This is a genomic window from Vibrio sp. Y20_XG_PY13 (assembly GCF_024181925.1).
GTDB classification, from domain to species: domain Bacteria; phylum Pseudomonadota; class Gammaproteobacteria; order Enterobacterales; family Vibrionaceae; genus Vibrio; species Vibrio parahaemolyticus.
This window is the reverse complement of sequence record NZ_JAMZAL010000008.1, coordinates 22,720-42,490: the sequence shown is the minus strand read 5'-3', so window position 1 is coordinate 42,490 and position 19,771 is coordinate 22,720. Positions and strand designations below refer to the sequence as shown.

Annotated in this window: 17 protein-coding genes; 11 read left to right on the top strand and 6 right to left on the bottom strand. The window is 45.4% G+C overall.

The genetic code is table 11. The features are described from left to right. Positions 1 to 2 precede the first annotated feature (2 nt). The 3 genes from NL646_RS17790 (at position 3) to NL646_RS17780 (ending at position 2,565) form a co-directional block, all read left to right on the top strand. Positions 3 to 794, top strand: a complete 792-nt coding sequence (locus NL646_RS17790; protein WP_005481395.1) for a sulfite exporter TauE/SafE family protein — start codon at positions 3 to 5, stop codon at positions 792 to 794. 88 nt (positions 795 to 882) lie between these two features. Further along, entirely contained in the window at positions 883 to 1,704 is an 822-nt protein-coding gene (gene lgt / locus NL646_RS17785; RefSeq protein ID WP_025441314.1) for a prolipoprotein diacylglyceryl transferase, read from the top strand. Positions 1,705 to 1,713: 9 nt separating this feature from the next. Continuing rightward, positions 1,714 to 2,565: a thymidylate synthase gene (locus NL646_RS17780; RefSeq protein WP_140330779.1), complete on the top strand. Its 852-nt coding sequence runs from the start codon at positions 1,714 to 1,716 to the stop codon at positions 2,563 to 2,565. Positions 2,566 to 2,637: 72 nt separating this feature from the next. Here NL646_RS17780 and NL646_RS17775 read toward each other — a convergent pair whose 3' ends face one another. Beyond that, positions 2,638 to 3,795 (bottom strand): flavohemoglobin expression-modulating QEGLA motif protein, encoded by a 1,158-nt coding sequence (locus NL646_RS17775; RefSeq protein WP_005460509.1) that lies wholly within the window; start codon positions 3,793 to 3,795, stop codon positions 2,638 to 2,640. Positions 3,796 to 4,087: 292 nt separating this feature from the next. Further along, on the bottom strand, positions 4,088 to 5,236 hold the full coding sequence (locus NL646_RS17770; protein ID WP_005497177.1) for a Na/Pi symporter: 1,149 nt from the start codon (positions 5,234 to 5,236) through the stop codon (positions 4,088 to 4,090). A 384-nt stretch (positions 5,237 to 5,620) separates the two neighbouring features. On the opposite strand from NL646_RS17770, the gene nhaR reads away from it, so the two are divergent. Together nhaR and NL646_RS17760 are read left to right on the top strand one after the other, a co-directional pair. Beyond that, complete coding sequence (gene nhaR, locus NL646_RS17765; RefSeq protein WP_005457134.1) at positions 5,621 to 6,511, top strand: transcriptional activator NhaR; 891 nt, start codon at positions 5,621 to 5,623, stop codon at positions 6,509 to 6,511. Positions 6,512 to 6,803: 292 nt separating this feature from the next. Then, complete coding sequence (locus NL646_RS17760) at positions 6,804 to 7,100, top strand: metalloregulator ArsR/SmtB family transcription factor (RefSeq protein WP_005461077.1); 297 nt, start codon at positions 6,804 to 6,806, stop codon at positions 7,098 to 7,100. A gap of 198 nt (positions 7,101 to 7,298) precedes the next feature. Here NL646_RS17760 and rpsT read toward each other — a convergent pair whose 3' ends face one another. After that, positions 7,299 to 7,559: a 30S ribosomal protein S20 gene (rpsT, locus tag NL646_RS17755; RefSeq protein WP_005381938.1), complete on the bottom strand. Its 261-nt coding sequence runs from the start codon at positions 7,557 to 7,559 to the stop codon at positions 7,299 to 7,301. A 294-nt stretch (positions 7,560 to 7,853) separates the two neighbouring features. Here rpsT and murJ point away from each other — a divergent pair, with 294 nt between their 5' ends. From murJ to ispH, 6 genes are all read left to right on the top strand, one after another. Next, entirely contained in the window at positions 7,854 to 9,416 is a 1,563-nt protein-coding gene (murJ, locus tag NL646_RS17750) for a murein biosynthesis integral membrane protein MurJ (RefSeq protein WP_017449478.1), read from the top strand. A gap of 70 nt (positions 9,417 to 9,486) precedes the next feature. After that, positions 9,487 to 10,422: a bifunctional riboflavin kinase/FAD synthetase gene (gene ribF / locus NL646_RS17745; RefSeq protein WP_005477935.1), complete on the top strand. Its 936-nt coding sequence runs from the start codon at positions 9,487 to 9,489 to the stop codon at positions 10,420 to 10,422. Positions 10,423 to 10,486: 64 nt separating this feature from the next. Continuing rightward, positions 10,487 to 13,315, top strand: coding sequence for an isoleucine--tRNA ligase (ileS, locus tag NL646_RS17740; protein WP_005488293.1), 2,829 nt, complete (start codon positions 10,487 to 10,489; stop codon positions 13,313 to 13,315). A gap of 73 nt (positions 13,316 to 13,388) precedes the next feature. Beyond that, a complete protein-coding gene (gene lspA, locus NL646_RS17735; RefSeq protein ID WP_005460289.1) occupies positions 13,389 to 13,898 on the top strand; it encodes a signal peptidase II in 510 nt (169 codons plus the stop codon). Between the two features lie 156 nt (positions 13,899 to 14,054). After that, positions 14,055 to 14,486: an FKBP-type peptidyl-prolyl cis-trans isomerase gene (gene fkpB, locus NL646_RS17730; RefSeq protein WP_025622202.1), complete on the top strand. Its 432-nt coding sequence runs from the start codon at positions 14,055 to 14,057 to the stop codon at positions 14,484 to 14,486. Between the two features lie 24 nt (positions 14,487 to 14,510). Beyond that, positions 14,511 to 15,476, top strand: coding sequence for a 4-hydroxy-3-methylbut-2-enyl diphosphate reductase (gene ispH / locus NL646_RS17725; protein WP_025507039.1), 966 nt, complete (start codon positions 14,511 to 14,513; stop codon positions 15,474 to 15,476). Between the two features lie 76 nt (positions 15,477 to 15,552). On the opposite strand, the gene btsR is transcribed toward ispH, so the two are convergent. The 3 genes from btsR to NL646_RS17710 form a co-directional block, all read right to left on the bottom strand. Beyond that, a complete protein-coding gene (btsR, locus tag NL646_RS17720) occupies positions 15,553 to 16,281 on the bottom strand; it encodes a two-component system response regulator BtsR (protein WP_005460295.1) in 729 nt (242 codons plus the stop codon). 31 nt (positions 16,282 to 16,312) lie between these two features. Then, the gene (locus NL646_RS17715; RefSeq protein ID WP_005488281.1) at positions 16,313 to 17,983 is read right to left on the bottom strand and encodes a sensor histidine kinase; all 1,671 of its coding nucleotides are present in this window, start codon (positions 17,981 to 17,983) and stop codon (positions 16,313 to 16,315) included. Between the two features lie 144 nt (positions 17,984 to 18,127). Then, positions 18,128 to 19,612: a carbon starvation protein A gene (locus NL646_RS17710; RefSeq protein ID WP_005477897.1), complete on the bottom strand. Its 1,485-nt coding sequence runs from the start codon at positions 19,610 to 19,612 to the stop codon at positions 18,128 to 18,130. Between the last annotated feature and the right edge of the window lie 159 nt (positions 19,613 to 19,771).

The following is a 19,771-nucleotide window of genomic DNA, read 5'->3' as shown; positions in this document are numbered from 1 at the left end:
TCGTGACCGTCTCTTTATTTTTGTTATTGCTGGCGCTAGGCGCTTTTGTTGGTGTGATGGCGGGGCTACTCGGCATTGGGGGCGGATTAATCGTCGTACCTGCGTTGTTATTTTTGCTGCCTTGGGCGGGCATTTCTCCAGAAATGAGCATGCACATGGCGCTTGCGACATCTTTGGCAAGTATCATCGTCACATCAGGTTCTTCTGCTCTCAACCATCTTAAACTTGGCAACGTAGATATGTTTGTTGTGAAGTGGCTAATGCCCGGAGTGGTGATTGGCGGTTTTGTTGGTGCCAACATTGCCGAATGGATCCCAACTCATTACTTGCCGAAAGTATTTGGTGTCATTGTACTGTGTCTAGCTGTGCAGATGTTCCGATCCATTAAAGTAAAAAGTGAGAAGCCAATGCCGAGTAGTCCGGTCACTATGATGTACGGAACGGGAATTGGTGTGGTTTCGAGCTTAGCTGGTATCGGTGGTGGTTCTTTATCGGTGCCTTTTCTCAACAAGCACGGCGTAGAAATGCGTAAAGCGGTCGGCTCATCGTCAGTTTGTGGCTGCATCATCGCCATCTCTGGCATGATCGGCTTTATTTTGCACGGCTATAAGGTTGAAGGCTTACCTGCGTACAGTATTGGTTATGTTTACCTTCCTGCGTTACTTGCGATTGCGATGACTTCGATGTTGACCACGAAAGTGGGGGCGAAGCTCGCGACCAATCTTCCTACTGCGGTATTAAAGAAAATATTCGCAATATTCTTGATGTTTGTTGCAGCAACAATGCTGCTGTAAGTTTATTCCCAAGTTATTCACGCTGAACCGAGCATTTGAGGTGACTTGGGTATATTGGTTTTATTTGTAAATAAGAAGAGAATGATTTATGTCTCAGGGATACCTTCAATTTCCCAATATTGATCCGGTTTTAGTCTCTATTGGTCCTGTTTCAATTCGTTGGTACGGTTTGATGTACCTCGTCGGTTTCATGTTTGCATTGTGGTTGGCGAACCGTCGTGCTGACAAACCAGGCAGCGGCTGGACTCGAGAGCAAGTCTCTGATCTACTTTTCGCGGGCTTCTTAGGGGTCGTCATCGGTGGTCGCGTCGGTTACGTTATCTTCTATAACTTTGAACTGTTTTTAGATGATCCTTTGTATCTCTTCAAAGTTTGGACTGGCGGTATGTCGTTCCACGGTGGTTTATTGGGTGTGATTACGGCAATGTTCTGGTATGCACACAAGAACGGTCGAACTTTCTTTGGTGTAGCGGACTTTGTCGCGCCGTTAGTGCCATTTGGCTTGGGTATGGGCCGTATGGGTAACTTCATGAACAGCGAGCTTTGGGGGCGTGTAACAGATGTGCCTTGGGCTATCATTTTCCCAAATGGCGGGCCTTTACCACGTCACCCATCGCAACTGTATGAAATGCTGTTAGAAGGCGTAGTGCTGTTTTTCATCTTGAACTGGTTCATCAAAAAGCCTCGCCCATTGGGTTCGGTATCAGGGCTATTTTTAGCTGGATATGGTACATTCCGCTTCTTAGTCGAGTTCGTTCGCGAACCGGATGCTCAGCTTGGTCTATTTGGTGGTTATATTTCGATGGGACAAATTCTATCAACGCCAATGATCGTGTTGGGTATTCTGATGATGGTTTGGGCTTACAAACGTGGTCTTTACCAAGACAAAGCTCAAGTTAAAACGAAGTAAGGTATTGGTGTGAAACAGTATTTAGATTTGTGTCAACGCATCGTTGATCAAGGTGTTTGGGTTGAAAATGAACGTACAGGTAAGCGTTGCCTGACGGTAATCAACGCGGATTTAACCTACGATGTTGCGAACAATCAATTCCCATTGGTAACGACGCGTAAAAGTTTTTGGAAAGCAGCAGTGGCTGAGCTACTTGGCTACATTCGTGGTTATGATAATGCTGAAGATTTCCGTAAATTAGGCACCAAAACGTGGGATGCGAACGCCAACCTAAACGACGCTTGGTTGAATAACCCATACCGTAAGGGTGAAGACGACATGGGCCGTGTGTACGGCGTTCAAGGTCGCGCATGGGCAAAGCCTGATGGTGGTCATATCGACCAGCTACGCAAGATTGTGGATGATTTGACTCGCGGTGTTGATGACCGTGGTGAAATCTTGAACTTCTACAACCCTGGTGAGTTCCATATGGGGTGCTTGCGACCTTGTATGTACAGTCATCATTTCTCGCTACTGGATGACACTTTGTATCTCAACAGTACACAGCGTTCGTGCGATGTGCCGCTTGGATTGAACTTCAACATGGTTCAAGTTTATGTGTTCTTAGCGATCATGGCGCAAATTACGGGTAAGAAGCCTGGTCAGGCCTTCCATAAAATCGTTAACGCGCACATTTATGAAGATCAGCTTGAGTTGATGCGCGATGTTCAGTTGAAGCGTGAACCGTTGCAAGAACCAACATTCCATATCAATCCGGAGATTAAATCTCTAGAAGATTTGGAAACTTGGGTGACACTGGATGACTTTTGGGTAGAAGGGTACGAACACCACGATCCAATTCGTTATCCATTCTCAGTGTAATCACGCTGGTTCTTGATACTACAAAAAGCTCCGAATGGAGCTTTTTTGCTTTTGCGATGCGTTTGAGTTTCGTTACTTCAATGCGCTAACGATATAGCGATGAATCGGGTTAGTTTGCTTCGGAGTCGATAACGCAGGGCTAATGAACTTCGGTTGAGTGAAAATCCCTTTATTAACGAGAGAACGGATCAGATCGAAATACTTTAATTCCGTTTTACCACATAGCAGCAGTGAAAAATCATCCCCTAGCTTATCGTACGCGTTGAGCACTTCTCTAAATCCTCTCAGGTACAAATAATCTTTAGTTAAGCCACCACCGCGGTATACGCGCGAAGTAATGGTAAAGGCTTGAACGTCAGACGCTTTGTACTGCTCCTTCAGCAACATAAAGGTGTGGCGGAAATCGCGCTCTTTAATCATGGATTCTACAGCAAGCACGCGAAGAGCTAAGGTTCTTAAACGTTTGATACTGAAGTGTCCAGAGAGGTACTCACACAAAATTGCCAACCCTTCCTGCGTATTGGTATTGGCAGGGCAACCTAAACTAAGCACTTTAAGTGGTTGTTGACGGCCATTAAGCGTAGTTAGCAAATGCACGCCCATCTCGTGGTGTGCGAGTGCTTCAAGCTCGTCAGTTGTGATGTGCGCAGCGCTGTTAATCTTCACTCGAGAGCCTGACACCAAAGCGTTTGCTAGCATGCCATCTAAGATTTGAATTTCACATTCATACCCATTTTTATCGGCGAAGCTTTGCATGAAATGAGCAATGGAGCGGCTATCATGCTCTGGTTTGCTCTCTTCTTCTGTCGGCAGATGCAAAATGAAATGTGCGTTAGCAATGTCTTTCGCACTTGGTTCACCGTAATAGCGCAGAGAGTTGTATAGGAACTCTTGCGTACCTATGGTGTTGACTTGATCAAGTTTGTCGGCGTAAGACTGAATGACATCCTCATAAAGCTTTTGCAACTGAGTATCTTCGATGTGTTCCAAAGGCAATTCGTACAAACGGCGTTTTGACTGATGAGTGTCAAGAGGCGCTTTCTGGTACTGAAAGTTAGGTTCTTGCGAGTACTTATTACTGATGAACCTTTCTCGCTCTTGGGCGTAATTAAGCGGGTTTACGCTGCTAAGAATATCAATATCAGTGACTAACTGAGTGAGGTTTTCATCTATTGCTAATAGCTGGCTAGAAATTGGTTCATTAAACTGAGCCATGTCGTTCAACTCCATGTGAAGGTAAGACCTTTTTCAACAACGCGCAGAGTACCTGTCAGTCATCGAAGACAACTATGGGAGGCAAGAGCCGTTATCCATTGTGTATATGACCGTCTCTGTACTTTTGACTAACGGTGATTGTATTGAAAGAGGTGGAGCCAAATTATCATTGAGTGTTTGGTTTGAACAACAAATATTTCTCAGTCTCAATCGGAGTTACATCAGCTCTCATTTTTGCATCATGGTTACAGATACAAAAAAGGCCCCACAACGTGGAGCCTTAAACAATAAGCGATGGTTGGTATTATCAGGTTGTCAGAGCAAGGATTGCGCCTGGCAGAATGATGAATACAGACATCAGGTAGCCACCCACAACGGCTTTGTTTTTGATAGCAAGCTCTGAAATCATTTCAGCGCCTTTTACTGGGATTTCACGTAAGAACGGAATACCAAAGATAAACAGTGTCGCCAAAATATTAAAGGTTAAGTGTACTAGCGCAATCTGAAGAGCAAACACAGCAAACTCACCAGATACTGCGGTAGCAGCAAGTAGCGCAGTGATACACGTACCGATGTTAGCACCCAGCGTGAATGGGTAAATGTCACGAACTTTAAGAACACCAGTACCTACAAGTGGAACCATCAAGCTTGTTGTTGTTGATGAAGATTGTACCAGCACCGTCACGATAGAGCCTGAAACGATACCGTGGATAGGACCACGACCAATTGCGTTCTTCAGAATATCGCGAGCACGGCCAACCATTAAGCTCTTCATTAGCTTACCCATTACTGTGATAGCAACGAAGATTGTAGCGATACCTAAAGCAATTAGAGCCACGCCACCCATGGTGTCACCAAATGTTGATAGCGGTTCTTTGATAGCAGAAACAACAGGCTTAGTGATTGGCTTGATGAAGTCAAAACCCTTCATGCTCATGTCGCCAGTGTTCAATAGTGGCGAAACCAACCAGTGAGAAATTTTCTCTAGAATGCCGAACATCATTTCCAAAGGAAGGAAGATCAGAACAGCAAGAAGGTTAAAGAAGTCGTGGATCGTCGCACTAGCAAATGCGCGCTTGAATTCTTCCTTACAACGTACGTGACCTAGTGAAACCAAAGTATTGGTCACTGTGGTACCAATATTGGCACCCATTACCATTGGAATCGCTGTCTCTACAGGTAGACCACCTGCAACTAAGCCCACAATAATAGAAGTTACAGTACTTGAGGATTGGATTAGGGCTGTTGCTACTAGGCCGATCATAAGACCAGCGATAGGGTGAGATGCAAACTCAAACAATACTTTTGCTTGGTCGCCAGTTGCCCATTTGAAACCGCTACCAACCATAGATACTGCTAGAAGAAGCAGATACAGCATGAATGCCAAGTTAGCCCAGCGTAACCAACGAGTCGTGCTCGAGATAGGCGCTGCTGTTGAAGTAGCTTGGTTCATCATAATTTTCTCCGTTGACCTTTAAGTTCGTTTTTCGGTCTTAAGTTGAAACTTCGGGCGATGTTAGAGAACAAATATTTCAGTAATATTACAGATTGATTTCTGTGAGCACTTTTTATTGTGCTTTTTAATAGTTCAAAAAAAGTAGCGGATTATCCTGTTTTAATTCATTGAAAAATATAGGCTTTATTGGTTTTATAAACTGAGGTTTTTTTGAAGAGAATTCGATAAAAAGTGCGTTTTACTTCAAGTTTTATGACAATACTGAGATTGTATTTTCGGTAAAACTTAATTTTAGTTGGTTAAAGTGATGGTTTTGCCGAGTATCTTGTCTGTCTCTGTCACATTTGGTATAAAAAGCATCACCTTCTTTTCTGGAATTGGCCGATGTCACATCTAAATTACAACCATCTTTATTACTTCTGGATGGTGTGCAAGCAAGGCTCTGTTACCAAGGCCGCGGATGCGCTTTTTCTCACTCCTCAAACGGTGACCGGGCAAATCAAAGCGCTTGAAGAGCGGATGAAAGGCAAGCTAACCAAGCGAAACGGCCGTACTGTAGAACCAACAGAACTCGGACAATTGGTCTTCAAATATGCGGATCGTATGTTTGGTTTAAGCTATGAGATGCTTGATATTGTGAACTACAGTCAGCACTCCAACATTTTGTTTGAAGTTGGTGTCGCCGATGCGCTGTCAAAACGGCTAGTTAGTAAAGTACTGATGACAACCGTGCCTGAAGACAACAGTATCCACTTACGTTGTTACGAGTCGACGCACGAACTGTTATTAGAACGGCTATCGCAGCACAAGTTGGATATGATTCTTTCTGATTGCCCGGTGGACTCGACGCAAAGCCCAGGCCTTTATAGTAAGAAGCTTGGCGAGAGTAGCATGAGTTTCTTTGCATCTTCTGACATTCCAGACGTCAAGTTCCCTGAAATTTTGGAAAAGAAAAAGCTGTTGATCCCAGCAAGTCGAACGGCGATGGGGCGAAAAGTCATTCAATGGTTTGATCGCCAAGGATTACAACCTGATGTCTTGGGAGAGTTTGATGACGTCGCGTTGATGAAAGCCTTTGCGAGATACCGTGATGATGTAATCTTTTTGGCGCCGACGGTTTACATGTCAGAAATCGAAGATGACCGCAGCCTACAGTTGATCGGTCATGTTGAGGATTTGAAAGAAGAGTATTACGTTATTTTCGCCGAGCGAATGATTCAGCATCCTGCGGTAAAAAACGTATGTGATGCTGATTTCAGTCAAATGTTTGAGTAAACCCGTATCGTTGCTCAAATAAATAGATTACTATCGATAAAAATATAAATCTAAATGATACCTAAGTAATTCAAGATACTTGGCTTAGTGAGCAAAATTATTTCTCGTCGATAAAGCCCCAGTGAACACTGCTGGTGGGTAAAATTGATGTATCGCTTTAAAGCTAAATTTAGAGGTTCTAATAAAGAAGACTCTGGAGAAGAATCTTGATGTTCTTAGAGATATTAAATCAGTGCAACACAACAAGCTGGCCAGGGTTGGAATAAGTAAGTTGTAGCTAGAGGTCCAACACATGAATCTACAAGAAATGGAGAAAAACTCCGCAAAAGCCGTCGTGTTGCTCAAAGCGATGGCAAACGAAAGACGCCTACAAATTCTTTGTATGCTGCATAACCAAGAGTTGTCCGTTGGGGAGCTGTGTACCAAACTGGAATTAAGCCAGTCGGCGTTATCGCAACATTTAGCTTGGCTTCGTCGTGACGAATTAGTCGCGACGAGAAAAGAAGCGCAAACGGTGTATTACACGTTAAAAAGTGATGAGGTGAAGACATTGATTCAAACCCTTCACGGTCTTTATTGCGCAAACTGATCGCACAGACTGAAATGCGTTAGTGTTATCTGTGTTGTTTAGGCAACGGTAGGTAACTGGCAGATTTGAGTCGTTCTAAATAACAAAAGCTGGCAGTGCCAGCTTTTTTCTTATCTTGGATTCGTGATTTGACGAATTTTAGATATAAAAAAACCGACATAAAGCCGGTTTTTTCTTCACTGTAAAATCAAGTGTCTATTAAAGAGCTTTGATTTGTGCAGCGAAACGAGACTTATGGCGAGCTGCTTTATTCTTGTGAATAAGGCCTTTAGTTGCCATGCGGTCTAGGATAGGTGTAACTACAGCGAATGCAGCAGTTGCAGCTTCTTTGTCGCCTGCTTCGATAGCAGCAACAGTTTTCTTCATGTAAGTACGCATCATTGAGCGACGGCTAGCATTGTGCTGACGACGTTTCTCAGCTTGGATAGCGCGCTTCTTAGCAGATTTACTATTTGCCAAGGGTCTAACTCCCAAAAACTTAGTTCTGTGACAATTTAAGGGCGAGGAATATCCCTCATTTGCGCCTAAATGTCAAATGATTTGTGCAAAAACCCATCTAAACCAAAACAAATTTTGGTATGAAAGGTTATCGCGGTTAAGATGGCGGGGATTCTAACAGCATTTTTATACCAATGCTAATAATTATCCGCTTAGAACTAACAATAAACGGATATATTTTTGACGTCTATTTAGAGCCTCCACGAGCTTAACAGTATAGGGTTGGCTGTCTTATAGTGATATTCCGAGGTTACAGTGAGTAAACGACTACTCAAGTCAGGCATGATCGTCAGTGCTATGACATTAATTTCCCGCGTTCTGGGTTTAGTTCGCGATGTTGTAGTGGCAAATTTAATGGGGGCAGGAGCAAGCGCTGACGTCTTTTTCTTCGCCAACAAAATTCCGAATTTCTTACGACGTTTGTTTGCTGAAGGGGCTTTTTCTCAAGCGTTTGTCCCTGTTTTAACGGAGAATCACGCTCAAGGTGATATGGATAAAACACGCGAGTTGATTGCTCGTGCTGCCGGTACGTTAGGGGTTATTGTCTCTATTGTTACCGTGCTGGGCGTGCTGGGCTCTGGTGTGGTAACCGCGCTGTTTGGTTTTGGCTGGTTTTTAGATTGGATGCATGGTGGGCCGGCCGCAGAGAAATTTGAGCTAGCCAGTCTGATGCTCAAAATTACCTTCCCTTATTTATGGTTCATCACCTTTGTTGCGCTTTCCGGAGCCATTCTTAACACACTCGGCAAGTTTGCCGTCTCCTCATTCACTCCGGTCTTTTTGAATGTCATGATCATTCTGGCGGCTTGGTTTATCTCGCCACAGATGTCTCAACCGGAAATCGGTCTGGCTATCGGTGTGTTTTTAGGTGGTTTGGTTCAGTTCTTATTCCAAATTCCTTTCCTTATTAAGGCGGGCGTGATGGTTAAGCCTAAGTGGGGGTGGCGCGATCCTGGGGTGGTTAAAATCCGCACGTTGATGATTCCCGCTTTGTTTGGCGTCTCTGTCAGTCAGATCAACCTGCTATTTGATACTTTTATTGCCAGCTTTCTACAAACTGGCTCAATTAGCTGGTTGTACTATTCCGATCGTTTGTTGGAGTTCCCGCTGGGGCTGTTTGGTATTGCTATTGCGACGGTGATTTTGCCTGCGCTGTCTCGTAAACATGTGGACTCGCAGAGCGAAGGTTTTGCACATACCATGGATTGGGGCGTTCGCATGGTAACGCTGCTCGGGATTCCGGCGATGTTGGGTTTGATGGCGTTGGCGAAGCCGATGTTGATGGTGCTATTTATGCGCGGTGAGTTCTCTCCACAAGATGTGCACCAAGCGTCTCTGTCGTTGCTCGCTTACGCATCTGGACTATTGAATTTCATGTTAATTAAAGTGTTGGCGCCAGGCTATTACTCACGTCAAGACACAAAAACGCCAGTGAAATACGGCATCATCGCGATGGTGACTAACATGGTGTTCAACGCAATTTTCGCCTATTTCTACGGTTACGTCGGCTTGGCTATTGCTACGGCATTGTCAGCGTTCGTCAACATGGCGCTGTTGTACCGAGGTCTGCACATTGCAGGGGTCTATCAAATCACTAAGCGTACCGTCTTCTTTATTATACGTTTGGTTATTGCTGGCGCTGCGATGGTCGCTGCGATCTTATGGCAATTGGAAGATATGTCGGTTTGGCTAGAGTGGAGCTTTGCTCACCGTAGCGGCATGTTAGGAATGTTAATTGGTCTAGGCGCCGCAGTTTACCTGGCGGTTCTATTTTTGACAGGCGTACGTTTAAAAGACCTAAAAGCTGGGACAGATTGAGGTTGATTAGTATATAATCCGTCAGTTTCACACAGTGCAAAGTAAAAACAGAGGCAGAACGCAGTATCCAATGGAACTGATTAGAGGCATTCATAATATCGCACCACACCATTATGGTTGTGTGTTGACGATCGGCAATTTCGATGGCGTACACAAAGGCCATCAACAAGTATTGCAGCAAGTGTCTGAGCAAGCGGAGAAACTTTCGTTACCGTCGGTTGTGATGACCTTTGAACCTCAGCCAATGGAGCTGTTTGCCAAAGACAAAGCGCCCGCAAGGTTGACGCGACTGCGCGACAAGTTCGTTCAATTAAGCAAGCTCGACATCGACCGTTTGCTTTGCGTCAACTTTAATCGCCATTTTGCCAGCCTGACAGCGGAAGAGTTTATCCGCGACTTGTTGGTCGAGCGTTTGGGTGTTAAGTTTCTTGTCGTTGGTGATGATTTCTGCTTTGGCAAAGGCCGTTTAGGTAACTTTGCTATGTTGCAGGAAGCTGGGGAAAAATACGGCTTTGAAGTCGTCAGTACCCAAAGCTTTTGTTTACAACAGTTACGAGTGAGTAGCACCGCGATTCGCGAAGCCTTAGCTCGTGACGATTTGCATGCCGCACAAGAGATGCTGGGAAGAGATTACAGCATCAGCGGTCGCGTTTCACACGGAAGAAAGTTAGGAAGAACCATTGGGTTCCCGACGGCCAATATTCCACTGAAACGTTGTGTTTCTCCGGTTTCCGGAGTCTATGTTGTTCAAGCGCTAGGCTTGGGTGATAAGCCAGTCGGTGGCGTGGCTAATATTGGCCAACGACCTACAGTAAATGGCGTTCGCCAACAGTTAGAAGTACACTTATTTGACTTTCATGCCAATTTATATGGCAAGCAACTAGAAGTGGAACTTTTGCACAAACTTCGAGATGAGCAAAAGTTTGAGTCGTTTGAAGCACTTAAACAACAAATCGAATTGGATGCTGAAGCAGCAAGGGTGTGGCTGCGTCAGCTTAAGAGTTGAACGGTTTATTCCACCGTTCGACATAATGTCTAATTTTCGCCCAATATAACGGAATTAAGAATCGATGAGTGAGTATAAAGATACCCTGAACTTACCTGAAACAGGGTTTCCAATGCGCGGCAACCTGGCTAATCGTGAGCCAGAAATGCTTGAGCGTTGGTACAAAGAAGATCTTTACGGTGAAATCCGTAAAGCTAAAAAAGGCAAAAAGTCATTCGTATTGCACGATGGCCCTCCTTACGCAAATGGTGACATTCACATTGGTCACGCACTAAACAAGATTCTTAAAGACATTATTATTAAATCCAAAACACTTTCAGGTTTTGACGCACCTTACATCCCAGGCTGGGACTGCCACGGTCTGCCAATCGAATTGATGGTAGAAAAGAAAGTAGGCAAACCAGGCCAAAAAGTAACGGCAGCGGAATTCCGCGAAAAATGTCGCGAATACGCAGCAGGTCAGGTTGAAGGTCAGAAAGAAAGCTTCAAGCGTCTTGGCATCATGGGTGAGTGGGATAAGCCATACCGCACTATGGATTTCGCAACTGAAGCGAACATCATTCGTGCGCTTGGTAAAATCGCAAGTAATGGCCACCTATTAAAAGGTTTCAAACCTGTTCACTGGTGTACGGATTGTGGTTCTGCACTTGCAGAAGCAGAAGTAGAATACAAAGATAAAGTATCGCCATCTATCGACGTACGTTTTAAAACAGCGGACGAAGCTGCGCTGCTATCTAAATTTGAATTGACGGAAGGTCACGAAGGTAAGGGTGACGTTTCAATCGTTATCTGGACAACCACTCCTTGGACTCTGCCGGCAAACCGCGCAGTATGTCTACGTGATGATCTTGAGTACGTGCTAATCCAAGTTGAGGGTGACAACCCTGAGCGTATTATCGTTGCTGCTGAATTGGCAAAAGATGTGATGGATCGCGCGGGTATCGAGCACTTCCATAACCTTGGTTTTGCGAAAGGTGCGGATTTAGAGCTTTCACAGTTCCAACACCCATTCTACGATTTCACAGTTCCAGCGATCCTTGGTGATCACGTGACGACTGACTCAGGTACTGGTGTTGTTCACACGGCACCTGGCCATGGTCAGGAAGACTTTGCGGTTGGTCAAAAGTACAACCTAGAAGTGGCAAACCCAGTGGGCTCAAACGGTGTTTACCTACCAGACACTGAGCTTTTTGCTGGCCAGCACGTATTCAAAGCGAATGACGCTGTCGTAGAAACGCTAAAAGAAAAAGGCGCGCTACTACATCATCACGCTTACGAGCATAGCTACCCGCACTGTTGGCGTCATAAGACTCCAATCATCTTCCGCGCAACACCGCAATGGTTCGTATCAATGGACCAAGCTGGCCTACGTGCAAAAGCACTAGAGTCAATCAAAGGTGTTCAGTGGATGCCTGAGTGGGGTCAAAGCCGTATCGAAGGTATGATCGAAGGTCGTCCTGAGTGGTGTATCTCTCGTCAACGTACTTGGGGTGTACCAATCGCTCTGTTTGTTCATAAAGAAACAGCAGAACTTCATCCAAACACGTTAGAGCTAATTGAAAAAGTAGCGAAGCTTGTTGAAGAAAAAGGCATCCAAGCATGGTGGGATGTAGACGCAGCTGAACTACTAGGCGACGAAGCAGAGCAGTACGAAAAAGTACTCGATACGCTAGACGTATGGTTCGATTCAGGTGTTACGCACTTCTCAGTTGTTGATGCTCGTGAAGAGTACAACGGTAACAGTGCCGACCTATACCTTGAAGGTTCTGACCAACACCGTGGTTGGTTCCAGTCTTCTCTAATTTCATCAATTGCGATGAAAGGTGTAGCGCCATACAAACAAGTTCTGACGCACGGTTTCGTGGTTGATGGTCACGGCCGTAAGATGTCTAAATCTATCGGTAACGTGGTTGCACCAAAAGACGTAACGAACAAACTTGGTGCAGACATTTTGCGTCTATGGGTTGCATCTACAGACTACACTGGTGAAGTTGCGGTTTCTGATGAAATCCTAAAACGTTCTGCAGATGCGTACCGTCGCATCCGTAACACAGCGCGTTTCTTCCTTGCGAACCTAAATGGCTTCAACCCAGCAACAGACATTGTTCCTGCTGAAGAAATGGTGGCGCTAGACCGTTGGGCAGTTGGTCGTGCACTTGCTGCGCAAGAAGAGATCATCAAAGCGTACGATGAATACAACATCCACGCCGTAACTCAGCGTCTAATGCAGTTCTGTTCTATCGAGATGGGCTCATTCTACCTAGACGTAATCAAAGACCGTCAGTACACAGCGAAGCAGGGCGGCCACGCTCAACGTAGCTGTCAGACTGCACTTTACTACATCGTAGAAGCACTAGTTCGTTGGATGGCGCCAATCATGTCATTCACCGCAGATGAGATCTGGAACGAGATGCCAGGCGAGCGCGAAAAATTCGTGTTCACAGGTGAGTGGTTCGATGGTCTATTTGGTCTAGCGGAAGGTGAAGAGCTGAACAACGAATTCTGGACTGAAATTCAGAAAGTTCGTGGTGCGGTGAACAAACTTCTTGAAGCGGCGCGTGCAGAGAAAACCATCGGTGGTGCACTACAAGCTGAGCTAACTCTATTTGCTGATGACGCACTAGCGGCGAAAATCAACAAGCTAGAAGACGAGTTACGCTTTGTGCTACTGACGTCTGCAGCAGCAGTTAAGCCTTTAAGCGAGAAATCTGACGCGGCACAAGCAACAGACATCGAAGGTCTGTTTGTTGAAGTGAAAGCGACAGAAGCTGAGAAGTGTGATCGTTGTTGGCACCACACGCCAGACGTAGGCACAATTGCGGGTCACGAGAAGATTTGTGGTCGCTGTGTATCTAACGTTGATGGCGAAGGTGAAGTACGTAAATTCGCGTAATTGCCTAGAACGACTGAACTTTTTTTAAAATTAACAGCCCCAGTATTTACTGGGGCTGTTTGTAGGTAAAGTAATGAGTGAAAAAGCACTGACGTTAAAGCAATCAGGTGTACGTTGGCTGTGGCTAGCGATTGTGATTTTTTTGGCCGATATAGGCATTAAATACGTTGTCATGAACAACATGGGATATGGCTGGGCAAACCGAATTGAAATTTTGCCTTTCTTCAATCTTCTCTATGTTCACAACTATGGCGCAGCTTTCAGCTTTTTGAGCGATCAAGCGGGTTGGCAACGTTGGTTGTTTACCGGTATCGCGTTTGTAGTCACAGGTCTTTTGACTTATTGGATGAGTAAGCTTCCTGCAAAAGAAAAGTGGAACAACATTGCTTACGCCATGATTATTGGCGGTGCAGTTGGCAACGTATTTGACCGCGTGATCCATGGTTTTGTGGTCGATTACTTAGACTTCTACTGGGGCAATTATCACTGGCCGGCATTTAACCTTGCTGATATGGCGATTTGTCTTGGTGCGGCGATGATTATCCTAGACGGCTTTCGCAAGAAAGACACAGCAAAAGCCTAAATCGTGGCCATGTATATTGGAAAAGTCGAATAACCCTAAGCGTCGTCCGTTGATTCGTACGACGCTTTTTATTATGTTGGAGCGCAAATCCGCACATCAGTGTATAAAAAGACAAAGCGGATAGACGTAATGACCCAAGAACAAGGAAGCAGTAACGTGACAACAATAACGAATGATTCGGTAGTAACCCTGCACTTTACGATCAAAATGAAAGATGGTTCGGTGGCAGACAGCACTCATAATATGGGCAAACCAGCGAAATTTGTGATGGGTGACGGCAGCCTGAGTGATAACTTCGAGCAGTGCTTGGTGGGGCTCCAATCTGGTGAGAACAAAGCGATTGAACTCAAAGCGCAAGATGCTTTTGGTATGCCTAATCCAGACCATATTCATCATATGGATCGCACCAAATTTGTTGGTGAAGCGGAAGTTGAAGTCGGTACTATCATGGCTTTCAGTGGCCCTGATGGTATGGAAATTCCGGGCATCATTACTGAGATTGCTGGCGATTCGGTAACGGTAGACTTTAATCACCCTCTAGCGGGACAAGACGTGACTTTCGAAGTCGAAATTTTGTCAGTAGAATAGCCAACCCAATAAAAGATAATTTCCATGAGCAATGAAATGAAAATCCTATTAGCTAACCCACGCGGTTTTTGTGCTGGTGTTGACCGTGCGATTAGCATCGTAGAGCGTGCGCTAGAGCTGTATCAGCCACCGATTTATGTTCGCCATGAAGTGGTACATAACCGTTTTGTGGTTGAGGGGCTAAAGCAACGAGGCGCTATCTTCGTTGAAGAGCTACATGAAGTGCCTGACAACAACATCGTGATTTTCTCTGCTCATGGTGTATCGCAAGCGGTTCGCCAAGAAGCAAAACAGCGTGATCTGACGGTATTTGATGCAACCTGCCCATTGGTAACGAAAGTTCATATGGAAGTTGCGCGTGCAAGCCGCCGCAATATGGAAGTGGTTCTGATTGGTCACGCTGGTCACCCAGAAGTCGAAGGTACGATGGGTCAGTACTCAAGCGAAACTGGCGGCATGTACTTAGTGGAAACTCCTACGGACGTTGAAAAACTAAAAGCGATCGTGAAAGATCCATCGGATCTGCACTATGTAAGCCAAACCACATTGTCTGTCGATGAAACCGCTGATGTGATTGAAGAGCTACGCCGCGTATTTCCTGACATCCAAGGCCCACGTAAAGACGATATTTGTTACGCAACACAAAACCGCCAAGATGCCGTGCGAGAGCTGGCTGGTGATGTGGATGTAATGGTGGTTGTGGGTTCTAAGAATTCTTCAAACTCTACTCGTCTTAAAGAGTTGGCTGAGAAACTTGGCACGCCTGGTTACTTGACGGATTGTCCTGAAGATATCAAGCCAGAGTGGTTTGAAGGCAAGACAAAAGTAGGTGTGACAGCGGGTGCTTCTGCGCCAGAAGAGTTGGTGAATCAGATTCTTGAGCGTATCAAAGAGCTAGTGGGTGCACGCTCAGTCGATGAAGTCTTAGGTCGAGAAGAAAACATGTTCTTCGAAGTACCAAAAGAGCTGCAAATCAAGCAAGTGGACTGATATCCATTTATCGAATATTCAAAAGGCGACCTCAAGGTCGCCTTTTTTGATCGCATGTTTCGCTCATATTCGGCACTTAGTGGCTGATACCTAGCATCTCTTTGAGTACTTTGAGGTAACGACGGCTTACAGGGATCTCAAAGCCTGTTTTGGTGATGATTTCGGCTAGACCATTTTCCAGCAGCTTGATTTCACTGATGGCTTTAATGCTCACTAAATATTGGCGATGACAACGCACTAAGGGCGTTTTTTCTTCCAGTGTTTTTAACGTGAGCTGAGTGCTTGCTGTTTGGCTGGTGGAACGTACATGCACACCGCTAATATCGCTATAAGCACATTCCACCGTCTCGGTTGCCATGATCACAATCCGATTGTGTCCAATACAAGGAATTTGATCCAAAGTATCGGGTGTAATCGCAGACAGTTGTTGAGTTAACGCTGATTGACTGATCACCTTGTTTAGGCGCTTAACGGTTTTGTTCAAGCGGCATGGGTCGACAGGTTTGAGGAGATAATCAAACGCGTTGTCTTCAAAAGCTTGGATTGCGTATTGGTCATAAGCGGTAACAAAAACCACATACGGCATGGTTTCAGGATCGAGCATGCCAAGCAGCTCGATCCCGGTTACTTGAGGCATTTGGATATCTAAGAACACCACATCAGGTTTGAGCTCGTTGATTTTTTTGAGGCCCAAGATGGCATTGGACGCATCACCGACCACCTCCACTTGACCTGTTTCATCCAAGAGCTCTGCCAGCTCTTCTCGAGCAAACTGTTCATCATCAATGACGAGTGCGGTTAACATCCAACATTACCTTTATTGCTGCTGATTGGGTTTATGATTTCGGGGGAATGATAAAGCTCATTTTAGTAAATTGATGCGTCACACACGCAATTTTTAGCGCTGAATCACGCCCAAATTGATTAGTGAGACGTTTGTCTACAATTTCCAAGCCTAAACCTGAGTGGTTGTCTTTTGGTGGCTGGAAACTGCCTGCGTTGTCCTCGACCGTAATCAGGTGTCCTTGAGGGTGCGCTTCGCTGTAAATTTTAACTTTTCCACCTTCAAGCATATTGGAGATGCCGTGTTTGATGGCATTTTCCACCAAGGGTTGAAGTGTGAAACTTGGCAGCTTGATATCGAGCAACTCTGGGTCGATATCTATTTCTACTTCCAAGCGATCCGTGAAGCGTGCTTTTTCGATACTGAGGTAAGAATTGACGTGTGCAAGCTCTTCTTTCAGTGTCACTGTATTGATGTTCTGCTTTAAGTTGCTGCGGAAAAAGTGCGATAAATTTTGAATTAATTCACGGGCTTTATCTGGATCGCGGCGCGTAATCGCACTGATGGTATTGAGTGCATTAAACAAAAAGTGAGGGTTTACCTGCGCGTGCAGCAGTTTGATTTCTGCCTGCGCTAACAGCGCTTGTTGTTGTTGATAATCGCCATACAAAATTTGGCTGGAGAGCAACTGAGCTATCCCTTCTGCCATTGACATGTTGGCGGTTGAGAACAGCTTACGCTTAGGTTCATAGAGTTTGATTGTTCCGATGACCGCTTTCCCCGCACGCAATGGAATGATCAACGCCGAACCGAGTTTGCAATCTTTCGCCAAAGAACACTGATACGGACGCTCTGTACCATCAAGGTAGATGATGTCGTTTTTCTCCATCGAATCTAATGTGCTTTGCGATGAAATAGGCGTATTCGGTCTATGGTGGTCATCGCCAATGCCGACAAACGCCAAAATCTTCTCTTGGTCAGTAATTGCAACTGCGCCAACCTTGGTTTCTTCGTAAATGATACGAGCGATTTTTTCTGCATTCTCGGTGTTAAAACCGTTGCTCAAAATGCCTACGGATCGATCGGCGATGGTAAGCGCGCGGCGTGAAAAGGTAGCGGAGTACTTTTCAAAAATGGTTTTTCTATCTTGTAGGATGCTCATGAAAAGTGCGGCACCGAACGAGTTGGCAATGATCATCGGAGCGGCAATCGCTGACACCAGTTCGTAGGCTTGGTCGAAGGGTTTGGCTACCGCCAACAACAAAATCATCTGCACAACTTCGGCAACAAATGTCACGCTGAACACCACGCTTGGGTTGAACAGCAATGCGCCCTTGTTGCGTTTGATAAGGTAGACATGCAATAAACCACCAATCACGCCTTCAGCAGTGGTTGAAATAGCGCAGGCTAGGTCGGTAAAGCCGCCAAGGGAATAACGATGAATCCCGCCAGTTAAGCCGACAGCAAAACCGACTACTGGCCCGCCGAACAACCCACCCATGACAGCGCCAATGGCACGGGTGTTGGCGATCGCATCATTGATGTGTAGACCAAAGTACGTCCCGAGGATACAAAAGCCAGAAAAGAGCACGTAGCAAATCAAACGATGGCTAAGGCGAGACGAAATACTCAGTAGCGGTAAGATGATGGGTGTTTTACTCAGCATGTAAGCCAAGACTAAGTAAACACACATTTGCTGCAAGAGAGAGATAACCAGTTCCATAGCGAACCTAACCTGAAATTAATGTTGTTATTGTATACCTAAACAACCTCAAGGTTTTATCGGCCTTTAAAGTCATTTAGGTATAAAACAAAAAGAGCCTGCAAACGGCAGGCTCCTTGTCTTAACCAGTCAATATGAGGTGGCTTACGCAGTTTCTGTTACTGCTTGTGGTTTTTCTTCATCCGCCAGTTCAGATTCGCCTTTACCTTTAGAGGTTTTGATAACGTAACCTGTAACGACTAGGGAGAAGATGACACCCGCGATAGTCGACACTTGCATTGGTAGGCCGAAACCTAGTGAGCTGTTGTTCAGAATGAAAGTTACACACACTGTAGTCATGAACATTGCAGGGATAGTTGTAATCCAGTGCAGTTTGTTGTGACGCAGTAGGTAAGCTGACGCAGTCCACAACATCATTACTGCTGTTGTTTGGTTTGCGAAGCCGAAGTAACGCCAGATGATGCCAAAGTCTACTTGAGTCAACACACCACCGATAACGAATAGCGGCACAGCCATTAGTAGACGGTTACGTAGTGTTTTCTGTTCCATGTTGAAGTATTCAGCAAGGATTAGACGGCTTGAGCGGAACGCTGTGTCACCTGAAGTGATTGGTAGGATAACCACACCTAGGAAAGCAATGATACCGCCGAATACACCTAGTAGACCAAATGACGCGCTGTATACCACGTTACCAGGACCACCGTTTTTCACTGCTTCAGAAAGCGCTTCTAGAGAGCCGAAGAATGATAGGGCGATAGCACACCAGATTAGAGCGATAACACCTTCACCAATCATTGCACCGTAGAATACGAAGCGACCGTTTTTCTCGTTTTCCATACAACGCGCCATTAGTGGCGACTGAGTTGCGTGGAAGCCAGAGATTGCACCACAAGCGATAGTGATGAACAGTGCAGGCCATAAAGGCATATCATTTGGGTTTAGGTTAGAGAACATGTCTGTTACTTGGAAATCACCCATCACTGTGTGCTCGCTAGATAGAGCAACCGCAGTCATTAGACCAACCGACATGAAGATAAGTAGTGCGCCAAATAGAGGGTAGAAACGACCGATGATCTTATCTACTGGAACGATTGTCGCGATGATGTAGTAAGCAAAAATAACCACAACCATTGTTGTCATGCTTACGTTTAGGCTGGTTTGATCATTGATTAGGTTTGTGATCATGCCCGCTGGCGCTGATACGAATACCACACCAACAAGAAGCAACAGGACAATGGCAAAGATATTCATAAAGTGTTTTGCGCCATTACCTAGGTAGCGACCAGTAATCGTTGGCACTGATGCACCGCCGTTACGCACAGAAAGCATACCTGAGAAGTAATCGTGTACGGCACCTGCAAAGATACAACCTACAACAATCCAAAGCATTGCGGCTGGGCCGTAAAGTGCACCCATGATTGGGCCAAAGATAGGACCAACACCTGCGATGTTAAGTAGCTGAACTAGGTAAACCTTCTTTGTTGACATTGGAACAAAGTCAACACCATCCGTTTTGGTGTGTGCAGGGGTTTGGCGTTTCTCATTGATGCCGAAAATTTTCTCAACGAAAGCGCCGTAGATGAAGTATCCGCCGATGAGGGCAGCGACACAAGTTAGAAACCACATCATAGCAATTGTCCTTGGTTGGGTAGGGTAATTTTTTAATCTCAGGGTGCATGTTATGCGGCACTTGTGTTAAATGCATTCGCTTAGTAGATGAGTGGTCGAATACAGTAGCGAGTGGTCGATATACCGATTGAGTGGTTTGTGATGCTAGTGAGTGGCGCG